This window comes from Clostridium sp. 1001275B_160808_H3 (genome assembly GCF_015550425.1).
GTDB lineage: Bacteria > Bacillota > Clostridia > Clostridiales > Clostridiaceae > Clostridium.
Genome location: NZ_JADNAT010000005.1, coordinates 62873 through 75719, shown reverse-complemented (window position 1 = coordinate 75719; position 12847 = coordinate 62873). Strand labels below are relative to the sequence as shown.

Sequence of the window (12847 nt, the reverse complement as noted above, 5' to 3'; positions counted from 1 at the left end):
TTTTAAACCTTAAATTTTTGAATCATTTCATTTAAATCCTGTGCAAACTCTGCTTGAGCTTGAACTGTATTAGCTACCTGTTCCATAGCTTTAGCTGATTCATAAACACTTTCATTTATTCCATCTAAGTTTCCTGACGATATTTGAGCCATATCTGCCATGCCTTGAACAGACTCACTAACTTGATTCATTGTTGCTAACACTTCTTCCGTCATTGCAGCTAGTTCCTCTGACATATTACTTACAAATATACCATCACCTTGATACTGCTCTCCAATCTCTACAAAGGTTTCGAATTGCGGAACAATATTATCATCAATAAACTTTAATAACTTATTACTATTTTCTGATAAACTTTTAAATGCTTCTTGTACTTTTTCTATAGTAAACTTTACATTACCTACTGCTTTTGAAGATTGTTCAGCTAATTTTCTTACTTCTTCAGCCACTATGGCAAATCCTTTTCCTTGGTCTCCTGCTCTTGCTGCCTCTATAGCAGCATTAAGTGCTAAAAGATTTGTTTGTTCTGCTATCCCTGCAATAGTTTCTGCCATTACTTTGATATCTGCAACAACTTTTCCTTTTTCTATATCTTTTAAAACTTCTTTTTCCATTTCACTATATACTTCTTTTGTGTTTTCAGTAGCTACTTTGCTAGCCTTTTCAACTCTTGTTGCTCTATTTCTTATTTCAACTGCATTGTTACTGCCTTCCATTGCTTTACTTGATAGTATATTAACACTTGAATCCACTTCTTGTACTGCTGCTGATATTTCCTCAGCTGTTGCACTATTTTCTTGTACTCCTGAACTAACTTCCCTTGTTAATGCATTTATACTTTCAAGTTTTGCAGTCATTTCTTCTACTGTAGCTGATAACTCTTCACTTGAAGCACTCATATCCTGAGAACTATTCATAATATTTTTTATTAAATCACTAATATTTTCTTGTGCTTTATTTAAATCGCGTCCTATTTCTCCAAACTCATCATTTGATTCTATAATAATAGGATAAGACAAATCATAATTACATAATCTATTAGATAATCCTTTTATCTTACTTAAAGATTTTTTTATTGAACTTTTCATAACAAATGCAAATAGACTTGTAAATATAAATAATGCTAATATAATATAAATAATTAACTTTAATGAATTACTAAAAGTTTCCTTACCTTCAACCTTTATCTCATTAGCCCATTGTTCATTTAACTCTATTAATTTATTTAGCTCATTTTCCATATTATTTCTTGCTTGAATAATAGCTAAATGTTGTATTTCTGCTTCTTTTTTATTTCCATTATCCATTAAATTTATGTACTTCTTAACATCTTCGTTATATAACTTTAAATTATTTTTAAACTCATTAAAAATATTTCTTTCATCCTCATCATCAACTGTCGTTTCATATATTGCAATTTGCTTTTCACTTTCTTCTGAAGCATTAGTAATTTCTTTTATTAATTCATCTGAATTACCTTTATCACTTGAATTTACTAGTAATTGTATATCTTTATAAATAATCAATTGATTTTTATCTATTTTACTAATTGAGTCAATTGATTTTATAGTATTGTTATTTAAATAATCCACCGATTTATCAATACTATGCATATTATATATTCCTATTATTCCAATTACCCCCATTGAAAAAATAGTGCTTAAGAAATAAATTGTCAATCGTGTAGATAATTTTAAGTTATTATAAAATTTCATATGTCTCCCCCTGTATGCTAATCTTTTGTTTATATTACTGTTAAATATTTGTTCATATTTATTATTAAACATTTAATAAACAAGTGTCAAATTTATCTTTTATAACCTCATTATTATAAATATGGTAAGTTTTAAATAACCGCATATTTTACATCACTATCTCAACTTCAGTTTCATTGTAAGTTACTTGTCCACCTATATCAGATATTCCTGAATCTGTTAGATAATTAGGATTTCCATGTTTTGTCCACCATCCAACATACATTAAAATCACGTAATCGGATACTATGTTATCAATTTTCAACTTTACTCTTATTTCTCCATTATTATTCTTTAAAGTAACTATTTTATCTTCATTAAAAGATATCTTATTTGCCATATCTTCATTTATATAAGCAATAGATATTTCCTCTTCATCCATCATATGTTGGCTTGATAAAGTATCTCTACTATGGTTAGTAAGTAATTTAAAACTTAATTTATTATTATTTCTATTTTCTAATTTATTTTTTAAATATAAATCTTTATTAAAAAATATTTCAAATTTCCCTGAAGATGTTTTAAATTTTTTATCCTCCCAAGCTACAGGTTTATGAATTGTAAAATAATTATTTTTCAAATACTCTATACTTACTTCTTCTTTGAATTCCTTTAATGGTTCTATAACTTTTGACAAATATTCCTGCTTATCAACATATGGATAATTATCTAATTTAACTCTTTTTGCAAGCTCTTTAAAAAATTCATATTCATCCATTAATTCATTTTTAGGTTCAACAGCCTTTTCATTATAAATTATATATGGACTTGTCATAGAACTATATATTAAATCTTCACTTTCTAATGTACTTGTAGTTGGAATAAATAAATCGCATTCCTTAGCTGTATCAGTCATAAACATATCAAAGCATACTTTAAATTCTATTTTTGAAAAGGCATTCTTTAGATTATTTAAGTTGGCTAATTGATTTATTAAATTACTTTTTGTAACTACAGCCATTTTTATTGGTATATTATATTTTTTAGTATCCTCATTTAATCTAATATCTTTTAAATAAACTTTATAATCATCATAAAAGTCTTTTCCACTTAATGAATCATTTATAAAATCCGCCATATGACTCACATAAAAAAATCTATTTTCACAATATTTTTCGCTATTATAAGGATCTGAGTCAATTACACTTGGATAAACTTTATTGGCATAATTAACACCACCACCAGTAAATCCTATTTGTCCAGTGATAGCTCCTAAAATATTTACTAGGCTTACTGTATTTCCTCCATTTTTATATTTTTGCATACCATATCCAAGCAAAATAGTAGAATATTTATTTGTATATAGCATTACTAATTCTTCTATATCGTCTTTGCTTACACCACAAATTTTTATTAAATTTTCAAGACTTAAGCCTTCTACATAACTTTTATATTCTTCAAAGCCATTAACATACTTTTCTATATAATCTCTATCATACAAATTTTTATCAATTATTATTTTACCCATAGCTAGTGCAAGAGCTCCATCTCCACCTGGTTTAACTCTTACATATTTATCTGACACTTCTGCAGTTTTTGTGTATATTGGATCAATTACTACTATCTTACTTCCATTACTCTTGGCTTTTTTTATACTTTGCATTGTATGTATAGTTGTAAAGGCAGGATTCTTTCCCCATACAAATATAGTCTTACTATTTATCATATCATCTAATGAATGACTTTTTACATCTCCAAAATTAAATGTTTGTGCTTTAATTCCAGCACTCCAGCAAGGTCCACCTTTAGATTTACTAACTCCGCCATAGAAGTTAAAAAATAAATCGCCCATGCTTTTAAGTAATGCACCATTTCCATATTGCTCATAATATAGTATAGACTTTGATGAAAATTCACTTTTGTAATACTCAAGTTTTTCAGCCATAATATTTAAAGCTTCATCAAAGGATATTTCTTTCCATTCATTACTGATTTTTATCATTGGCGAATATATTCTATCCTTGTGATTTAATCTATCTAAGTGCGCTAACCCCTTCTTACATATAAATCCCTTAGTATACGGATGATCTTTATCTCCTTGAATTTTTATTATTTCATTTTTATCAACATAAATATTAAACTTACAACAATCAAAACAATCTAATGTACATCCATGACTTAATTTTTCCATAACACACCCTCATTTAATTTATATATTTTACTTATTTTATAGTATTTTATGTTATATCGTTTTCTCCTTATAGAATATCAAATTTTATAATTACTTACTAGCTAAATATTTTTACTACTTATATGATAATTTTGTGGAAATATTAAGAGGCTATATCAAAATAAATTTGATATAGCCTTTTTATCATTTTCAATAATTCCATCTACTATAACTATATGTGTTGGAAATTTTCTCATACTTAATTCCTCTTAAATTATAATTCATTATAAAAAAGGATATGGAATTAGTTTATATATTATATATTCGACATCTGTATACTATAGTTTTACTATAGTTTATTAAAATGCTGTCCAACCTGCATCTGCAACAATTTCAGTTCCATTTACAAAACTTGAATCATCAGTAGCAAGGAATAGAGCAATTGTAGCTATTTCATCTGGTGAACCTGACCTTGGCACATTCCCCATTCCAAGTCTTACTCTTGAGAATCCAAATTCACTTGGATGACTTATACCTACTCCAATTTCTGATTCTACTCCACCAGGACATATAATATTACATCTTATCCCTTTATCTGCATACATAAATCCAATGTTTTTAGTTAAACCTAATAATGCATATTTAGAAGCTGTATAAGAAACACCTGCTCTACAACCATTTAATCCGCCTATAGATCCTACGTTTATTATAATTCCAGAACCTTGCTTCAACATTGAATTAACAGCTTTTCTACAAGCATAAAATGGACCGTTTAAATTAACACTCATTACTTTTTCCCATAATTCATCTGGAACTTCAGCAACTGGCATCATTTCATCCATAACCCCTGCATTATTAACTAAAATATCAATTTTCCCAAATCTTTCTATAGCAAGATCAATCATTTTTTCATTATCTTCTTTTTTAGAAACATCACCTTGCATAGTAATAATTTTTCCTTCATAGTCCTTAGAAGCCTCAATTAATTCATCTAACTTTTCTTTTCTTCTTGCAACTGCTACAACAAAAGCTCCCTCTTTTGCATATAAAAGAGCAATAGATCTTCCCATACCTGAACTAGCACCTGTAACCACAGCAACCTTACCATTAAGTTTCATATATAATACCTCCCAAATATAATTATTTCTATTTTAAATTTAATAATTTACTTTATAACATGATATAATTTGTTAATTTTCAAACTATATTTTTTATATTATTTTATTCTTTGGTATATATATGAACTAACTTATATTTAATAATAATTTTTAGTATGTAATTGATAAAGGACTAGTTCTAGAAAAATGTATTTTTTATCCATATATTACTTTAAGTGTATTTCATTGTTACTTTTTTGTCAATTACAAATATAAATATTTATTTTATATACCACAATTTACTTTTTATGATAAACTCATATAAAGAGCAAAAATATGGTAATTATATTAAGGAGGTTTTAAAATGTGCAGCTACAATACTCTAGAAAATACGTCTATTGATATTTTGCATAAAGCATTTATATTGGCTTTTTCAGATTATCAAGTAGATCTTGATCTTTCCCTTTCTAAATTTGAAAACATGCTTTTAAGAAGAGGTTATGATTCTAAAATTTCAATTGGAACATTTAAAGAGGATAATTTAATTGGATTCATTTATAACGGACTCAGAGTCTGGAATAATAAAAAAACTGTATATGACACAGGAACAGGTGTTATTAAAGAATATAGAAAACAAGGAATTACCAGAACAATGTTTAATAATCTAAAAAAAGAACTAATTAAAAATGATATAGAATGTTATTTGCTTGAAGTATTAAAAAACAATACTGCTGCTTTTGAATTGTATAAAAAACAAGGTTTTAAAGTTATAAGAGAATTTGAATGTTTTAAATTAGATAACTTCTCCTCCCTCCCTACAAATATATATAATATTGAAAATAAATCTATATTAAGTGAAAAAGAGTGGAATGAAATAATGAATTTTTGGGATATCACACCTTCATGGCAAAATTCTATTGATTCTGTACGATCTAATATAGATAGCTTCATCTTCTCATTAGTGAAAGATAATAATAAAATTATTGCTTATGGAATTATTGATAAAAATACCGGAGATATTCCACAGCTTGCAGTTCATAATAAATATAGAAATAAAGGTGTTGGAAAAAGTATTATAACGGATTTAATTAGAAATACAAAATCAGATATGATATCTGTTATTAATGTAGATTCTAGTTATACACCTATGATTAAAATGCTTTCATCCATTGGATTTCAAAATTTTGTTGGCCAATATGAAATGTTATTAGAATTGAAAAACTAATTATTATAAGTTTAAAATAAAATTACACTTAATTTTCATAATAAATGTTATAATATTACTATAAATTTGAAAGGAGCTAAAGATTTGGCTAATATATTAACTCTTGTATTATCATTTATTATATCTAGTGTAATTTTAAATTACTTATCAAAATATTTAATAAATAGTGGAAAGCTTCAATTTAAAGCTGCAAAAACAACTAAAGGTAAAATAATTTGGACAATCATCTGTTGTGCTATTTACATAGTTGGTTATGTAATAATAGATTTTTTAGCTTTAGGGGGAATAGGCTTCAATATTGCTAGAGGAGTATTACTAGCTATATTTGTAACTATGCTATTATTTGATTCACATAAAAAATAAAATCGTACCTACTTAGGGTACGATTTTTTTTATTAAATTTCTATAACTTGTCCTGTAGATAAATGCATTATTTTATCTCTAAGATTTTCTTTTAATATATTAAATGCCTTATTTCCTGTACAATGGCAAGTATAAAAAACAGTATCCTTATTATTTAAACATTTAACTATATTACTAATAAATTCTAAGCTTTCACTTTTTTTATTTACTGGATTAAATAAATGAAATCCACTAATAACAGTTGATATATTAGATGCCATTATTTCTTCTGCTTTTTCTACTATATTAACTATTCCCTTATGGGCACATCCAGCAATTAATATATATTTATCATTTTCCTTTATCAATAGATTTTGCTCATGAGTAAAGTCATCTTTATAATATTTGCCATCAATTTTAATAAATAATGAGTTATTTGAACTCGCTGTTTCATATTTCTTTGGAACATTTGAAAAAAGACATAGACTCTCATCAACTTCAAATATATTTTCAGTAAATACAATTCTTTCATTAAATTGAAGTCTATCATCTAATCCTACATAAAATTTAAGTGCTCCTAAAACTGAGGTATAATACTTATTAAATGCATCTTTATGAATATATATTTTTGCTTTACTATTATGTTGTAAAAATAATTTTAAAGCACCTCCGTGGTCCTTATGTCCATGAGATATAATAACAATGTCAACATCTGATATATCGATGTTAAGTTTTATAGCATTTTCAATAAACAATCCATTAGAGCCCAAATCAAACAATATATTATGCTTATCCGTTTTAATATATAAAGATAACCCATGTTTACATTTAAACTCTTTCGATACTGAAGTATTTTCAACTAAAGTAGTTATTACCATGACCATCACCAACCATTTCCATATTAATTCCAATTACTATTCTATCATATTTTACTTTAATTACATTACTATTTTGCTACCCCCATATGCTATAATAATAAAAAATAACTTGCGAATATTTTTTATTAATTGCGAATATAAAGGCTACGATAACTAGATATGTTCCATAAGATAAATAGCTATGCAAAGAAGTACTAGGCTTATTCCACAGTCTATTTATCTTCGCCAAATTATATTCTGCCACTTTACACAGTTAAATTAAACATTAGACTCATTAATGATATGTATTAAATTGGAGATTTTATTATAATGAGAAACTACAATTCTTATTTAAGATATCTAAGATGGCGTTAAGAATTTTTATTGTTTGAGCGCAGCGAGTTATAAAAATTTAGTCATCTTAGCTATCTTAAATTTAGAATTGTATTCGATATTATATGAAAATCGGAAAGTTAATACATATCATTAAGGCTAATTCTCAATTTATAAATAACTATGAAAGGAAACAAATGATGGAAAAATATATTTCAAATATTGAAACTCCAAAAATTAGTATTGCCCCAATGGTAGACAAATCCCATAGGCATTTTAGATATTTTTCAAGACTTTTAACTAAAGATGCTCTACTTTACACAGAAATGGTTACAGCTCAAGCAATAATCAACGGTGATAGAGATAAAATACTCTACTTTAGAGAAGAAGAAGGCCCTGTTGCACTGCAAATTGCGGCTTCTAATCCTGAAGATGCTTATAAGGCTGTTAAATTAACCAATGATTATAATTATACGGAAGTTAATTTAAATTGTGGCTGTCCATCTGATAGAGTTTCTGGTAACTTAATGGGGGCAGCACTAATGTCTTCTAAAGAATTAGTTTATGAAATTTTATCTGCTATGAAAGAAGCAACTGCTAAGCCTGTTACCATAAAACATAGAATAGGAATAGACGGAACTGGTGTTATAGAAGATAAAAATAATAAAATTATAATGAATGGATATGAAGATTTATTAGAATTCTTAGATGTTGTATCTAAAGCTAAACCTGATAGATATACAATTCATGCACGCTCTGCAATATTAAAGGGGTTAAGTCCAAAGGATAATAGGGAAATTCCCCCACTTGATTATGATATGGTTTATAGATTAAAAAAAGAATTTAGTCATTTAAATATAGAAATTAACGGCGGCTTTAAAACATTAGATTCAATTAAGGAGGCTCTTACTAAAGTAGATGGCGTAATGATAGGAAGAGCTTCATATGAAGATTGTTATCTTTTAGCTAACTTCCATAAACTTTATGAAAATACTCAAACTACAAAGCCTATTTCAAGAGGAGAAATTATAAAATCTTATACTCCATATATTATAGAAGAACTTGAAAAAGGTAACAGCATTCATACTTTGATTGCTCCACTTCAAAGTCTATTCCAAGGACAAAGAGGAAGTAAAAAGTATAAGCAGCTATTATCTTCTTCTAATGTAAAAAAAGAAAATATTATAGAAATACTTAATACTATCCTTGAAGTAATGCCTCAAGATATATTATGGGAAGATAATTAAATAATTTTATTATAAAGCGAGAGTAAAGTTATATCTTACTCTCCTTTTATTTACCTTTAACATAAAAACTTAAATTTCTTCTTTTAAATACCTTATTTCATTAAAGTTTAACTTAATATATACTCCTTGTTTATAAATAATATTATATTTTAAAATTTATAGTGCATACAACTTCCAACTATACATGTATAATAATGTATATAATATATTTTTAATAAATTTAATACGGGGGAACATATTATGAGTAATTTTAGAGAAGTTAAACCTGAAGATTTAAATGAAAGTACCTTTAAATTAATTGGTCATGACTGGATGCTTGTTACAGCTGAGAAAGAAAATAAAGTTAATACAATGACTGCTTCTTGGGGAAGCTTTGGTATTATGTGGGGGAAAAATGTAGTTTCTATAGTTCTAAGACCTCAAAGATTTACTAAAGAGTTTGTAGATGCATCTTCTACATTTTCACTTACATTCTTCGATAAGAGTTACAAAAAGGATTTAAGCTACTTAGGAACAGTTTCTGGGAGGGATGAGGATAAACTTTCAAAAACTAATTTAACAGTTAATTATATTGATAATACTCCAGCTTTCGAAGAAGCAAAGCTTACAATTATCTGTAAAAAGTTATATGCTCAAGAGTTTGAACCTCAATGCTTTATCGATGGTGATATTGAAAAACAATGCTATCCAGACAAAGATTATCATACTTTATATATCGCAGAAATAGAAAAGATATTAATAAGAGAATAATTTAATAAAAACAAACTACTACTATAAAACCTTAATAGTAATAGTTTGTTTTTTATAAAGTGTGTTTAATAATTATAAAACTTTTTATATAAAAAATCTTATTAACTTTATTTAAACTAATTTAGTTTTGATAAAACAGATTCTCCAATAGTACCTTCAGACATTTTAACATCAAAATTATCTGCTATTGTTGCTCCTATTGATGCAAAACTATTACAAGTTCCTAGCACTCCATTACCTTTCATTGAAGGTGAATAAGCCAAGAATGGCACATGCTCTCTTGTATGGTCTGATCCAATATATGTTGGATCATTTCCATGGTCTGCAGTTATAATTAATAAATCATCTTCTTTAAGCTTTTCTAAAACTTTTCCTAAACTAACATCAAACTTTTCTAACTCTTCTGCATATCCTTGTGGATTTCTTCTGTGTCCCCATAGCGAATCAAAATCAACTAGATTTACAAAGCATAATCCTTCAAAGTCTTTATCCATTATTTCTAATGTTTGCTCCATTCCATGAACTGAGCTTTTTGATTTATGTGATTCTGTAATTCCTTCACCATCAAATATATCATTTATTTTTCCAACAGAAATAACATCATAATTATTGTCTTTTAACTCATTTAATACTGTTCTTCCATATGGTTTTAATGCATAATCATGTCTATTGCTTGTTCTCTTAAACTCGCCTTTTCTTTCTCCAACATATGGTCTTGCAATTATTCTACCAACTTTCCATTCATCCTTTAAGGTAATTTCTCTTGCAATTTCACAACATCTGTATAACTCTTCTAATCCAAATGTTTCTTCATGTCCACATATTTGTAATACTGAATCCGCTGAAGTATATACAATCATATCTCCAGTTTTCATTTGATGTTCACCAAACTCATCTAATATTTCTGTTCCACTAGCACTTTTATTTCCTACTATATTATGACCTGTTCTTTTAATTAATTCATCTAATAGTTCTTTAGGAAATCCTGTATCAGTAAAAGTTTGGAATGGCTTAGTAATGTGTAAACCAGCAATTTCCCAGTGTCCTGTCATAGTATCCTTACCTGTACTAGCTTCTTTCATTTTCATTTGATATCCTAATGGTTTTTCTTGCGCTTTTAAATGCTTTACTGGACGTAAATTTGCAATTCCCATTTTTTCAAGATTAGGTACATTAAAAGACTCTACTGATTCTGCAATATGACCAAGAGTATCAACATTTACATCTCCGTATTCTTTTGCATCCTCCATTTCTCCAACACCTAATGAATCTATTACAATAGTAAAAATTCTTTTATATTTCTTCATGTTATTACTCCTTTCCAATCTTCTTTATTTAAGACTATAAAAAATATATTATATATTTTTTATTATTTGTTATTTCTTATAATTTAATTATTTAATCCTAAGCTTAATTAATTAAATTATAGCATATTTAAAATTATAATACATCCTTAAAGTTGTCTTAAACTTGTCTATTATATATATTTATAATACTACAATCCATTTGTATCGGTCAACGTTTTCACTATTGTATTTTATTGATATTTTATTAGAAAAATTTGATAATTTATTCTATAATTATATTATAATAGGTAAATATAAACTTGTATTAAACTTGTTTATTTTTATAGAGAGAGGTTTTATTATGGTTAATACTGATATTATTAAAAAATCTAAAAATTTAAGATATGTTGAAGTATACAACACACTATTTAAAATGATAAAGGAAGAAGACCTTCCAGATAATTATAGACTTCCTTCAGAGCCTGATTTAGCTAAAGAGTTAGGAGTAAGTAGAACAACTTTACGTCAAGCCTTATCATTATTACAAGATGATGGTTTAATAAAAAACATTCGCGGAAAAGGTAATTTTATAGTAAGAAATCAAAAAAATAAAAAGATTGGACTTGAAAAATTAGGACATATTATATATAAATCATTAGAAGCTAAAATAGATCATGTAGAAATGGATTTTCATATAGAACCTCCATCCGATTATTTTATAGAGGTTTTAGGTAAAAAGACTGTCGCCGCAGTGAATATTGATAGATGGTATATGAGTAATGGAAATGCTCTAGCATATACTTATACAATTATTCCTATTGAAACTATATCTTATTTCGATATAGATTTAAAGGATACTAATAGTCTTCTAAAATTTATCGAAGATGATATTTATAATAAATGTAGTAGTAGCTCAATAGATATTAAATTTTCAGAATCAGGCAAGTTTGCAACTAAAAAACACTCTATTCCCTCTGAGAAACAATACTATTTAATTGAAGAATCTCTATATAAAAATAATGAGTATCCTCTTGCATTTAGTAAGCATTATTTACCATTATTGAATACATCAATTAAAATTCATACTTCAAAATAAAAATATTAAGTCATAAATTATACTATTAAAAATACTATATAACTTTATTTTAACTTATTTGATAATTTAACTTATTTTTAATTCTTTATTAACTTTTAAATAGTATTATAGAAATATAATTATAAAGAAGGTGAGAAAATGAAAAAATTTAATATATGCATAGATATAGATGGAACTATAACTGATGCATACTATTGGCTTGAGCCTTGTAACAGATACTTTAAAACAAATATTAAAGAAAATGAAGTCACAGAATACTCTATTTCTAAGGTTTTAGATATAAGTGAAGAAAGTTATTTAGAATTTTATGAAAAGTATAAGTATGAACTTCATTCCAAACAGAAAATAAGAGAGCATGTAAGATATGTAATAAATGAACTTAGTTTATATAGTAATATTTATTTTGTAACTGCACGCGAGAAAAATCTTGCATTACTAACTCATGGATACCTAAGAAAAAACTCAATTTACTATGATAATCTGTATCTTTTAGGTAGCCATTATAAAGTAGATAAAGCTAGAGAATTAAACTGCAATATTTTTATTGAAGATAATTATTCAAACGCAATAGATCTTTCAAATGCAGGCTTTAAGGTTTTGCTTATTAACACTAATTATAATAAAGATCCTATTAATAAAAATATAATAAGAGTGGATAACTGGTTAGAGATATATACAATAGTAAAAAAGCTATTATTACAAAGTGAAGCAATGTAATAATAGCTTTTCATATATTAGATTCTATTCTTA

At 26.5% G+C, this 12847-nt stretch carries 11 protein-coding genes; 6 read left to right on the top strand and 5 right to left on the bottom strand.

The genetic code is table 11. The features are described 5' to 3' along the window. Positions 1–2: 2 nt before the first annotated feature. From I2A75_RS05360 to I2A75_RS05350, 3 genes are all read right to left on the bottom strand, one after another. On the bottom strand, positions 3–1715 hold the full coding sequence (locus tag I2A75_RS05360) for a methyl-accepting chemotaxis protein (RefSeq protein WP_195263451.1): 1713 nt from the start codon (positions 1713–1715) through the stop codon (positions 3–5). Positions 1716–1863: 148 nt separating this feature from the next. Then, entirely contained in the window at positions 1864–3885 is a 2022-nt protein-coding gene (locus I2A75_RS05355) for a molybdopterin-dependent oxidoreductase (protein WP_195263450.1), read from the bottom strand. Between the two features lie 338 nt (positions 3886–4223). Further along, positions 4224–4982 carry an SDR family NAD(P)-dependent oxidoreductase gene (locus I2A75_RS05350; protein WP_195263449.1) on the bottom strand — a complete coding sequence of 253 codons (759 nt, stop codon included), beginning with the start codon at positions 4980–4982 and terminating at the stop codon, positions 4224–4226. A 343-nt stretch (positions 4983–5325) separates the two neighbouring features. Here I2A75_RS05350 and I2A75_RS05345 point away from each other — a divergent pair, with 343 nt between their 5' ends. After that, on the top strand, positions 5326–6186 hold the full coding sequence (locus tag I2A75_RS05345; protein WP_195263448.1) for a GNAT family N-acetyltransferase: 861 nt from the start codon (positions 5326–5328) through the stop codon (positions 6184–6186). 84 nt (positions 6187–6270) lie between these two features. Next, entirely contained in the window at positions 6271–6549 is a 279-nt protein-coding gene (locus I2A75_RS05340; RefSeq protein WP_195263447.1) for a hypothetical protein, read from the top strand. A gap of 32 nt (positions 6550–6581) precedes the next feature. Here I2A75_RS05340 and I2A75_RS05335 read toward each other — a convergent pair whose 3' ends face one another. Beyond that, positions 6582–7406 (bottom strand): MBL fold metallo-hydrolase, encoded by an 825-nt coding sequence (locus I2A75_RS05335; RefSeq protein ID WP_195263446.1) that lies wholly within the window; start codon positions 7404–7406, stop codon positions 6582–6584. 512 nt (positions 7407–7918) lie between these two features. Here I2A75_RS05335 and dusA point away from each other — a divergent pair. Together dusA and I2A75_RS05325 are read left to right on the top strand one after the other, a co-directional pair. Further along, positions 7919–8965 (top strand): tRNA dihydrouridine(20/20a) synthase DusA, encoded by a 1047-nt coding sequence (gene dusA / locus I2A75_RS05330; RefSeq protein WP_243242038.1) that lies wholly within the window; start codon positions 7919–7921, stop codon positions 8963–8965. 240 nt (positions 8966–9205) lie between these two features. Beyond that, the gene (locus tag I2A75_RS05325) at positions 9206–9715 is read left to right on the top strand and encodes a flavin reductase (RefSeq protein WP_195263445.1); all 510 of its coding nucleotides are present in this window, start codon (positions 9206–9208) and stop codon (positions 9713–9715) included. Between the two features lie 116 nt (positions 9716–9831). Here I2A75_RS05325 and I2A75_RS05320 read toward each other — a convergent pair whose 3' ends face one another. Then, the gene (locus tag I2A75_RS05320; protein WP_195263444.1) at positions 9832–11022 is read right to left on the bottom strand and encodes a phosphopentomutase; all 1191 of its coding nucleotides are present in this window, start codon (positions 11020–11022) and stop codon (positions 9832–9834) included. A gap of 340 nt (positions 11023–11362) precedes the next feature. Between I2A75_RS05320 and I2A75_RS05315 the strand changes: the two genes are divergently transcribed. After that, the gene (locus I2A75_RS05315) at positions 11363–12097 is read left to right on the top strand and encodes a GntR family transcriptional regulator (protein ID WP_195263443.1); all 735 of its coding nucleotides are present in this window, start codon (positions 11363–11365) and stop codon (positions 12095–12097) included. Positions 12098–12235: 138 nt separating this feature from the next. Further along, positions 12236–12814, top strand: coding sequence for a hypothetical protein (locus I2A75_RS05310; RefSeq protein ID WP_195263442.1), 579 nt, complete (start codon positions 12236–12238; stop codon positions 12812–12814). Positions 12815–12847: the final 33 nt, after the last annotated feature.

Bases quoted from the DNA above. Each gene is read 5' to 3' on its own strand.
- I2A75_RS05335 (WP_195263446.1), bottom strand. From the start codon at position 7,406: ATGGTAATAACTACTTTAGTTGAAAATACTTCAGTATCGAAAGAGTTT.
- I2A75_RS05320 (WP_195263444.1), bottom strand. From the start codon at position 11,022: ATGAAGAAATATAAAAGAATTTTTACTATTGTAATAGATTCATTAGGT.
- dusA (WP_243242038.1), top strand. From the start codon at position 7,919: ATGGAAAAATATATTTCAAATATTGAAACTCCAAAAATTAGTATTGCC.
- I2A75_RS05350 (WP_195263449.1), bottom strand. From the start codon at position 4,982: ATGAAACTTAATGGTAAGGTTGCTGTGGTTACAGGTGCTAGTTCAGGT.
- I2A75_RS05360 (WP_195263451.1), bottom strand. From the start codon at position 1,715: ATGAAATTTTATAATAACTTAAAATTATCTACACGATTGACAATTTAT.
- I2A75_RS05355 (WP_195263450.1), bottom strand. From the start codon at position 3,885: ATGGAAAAATTAAGTCATGGATGTACATTAGATTGTTTTGATTGTTGT.
- I2A75_RS05315 (WP_195263443.1), top strand. From the start codon at position 11,363: ATGGTTAATACTGATATTATTAAAAAATCTAAAAATTTAAGATATGTT.
- I2A75_RS05325 (WP_195263445.1), top strand. From the start codon at position 9,206: ATGAGTAATTTTAGAGAAGTTAAACCTGAAGATTTAAATGAAAGTACC.
- I2A75_RS05310 (WP_195263442.1), top strand. From the start codon at position 12,236: ATGAAAAAATTTAATATATGCATAGATATAGATGGAACTATAACTGAT.
- I2A75_RS05345 (WP_195263448.1), top strand. From the start codon at position 5,326: ATGTGCAGCTACAATACTCTAGAAAATACGTCTATTGATATTTTGCAT.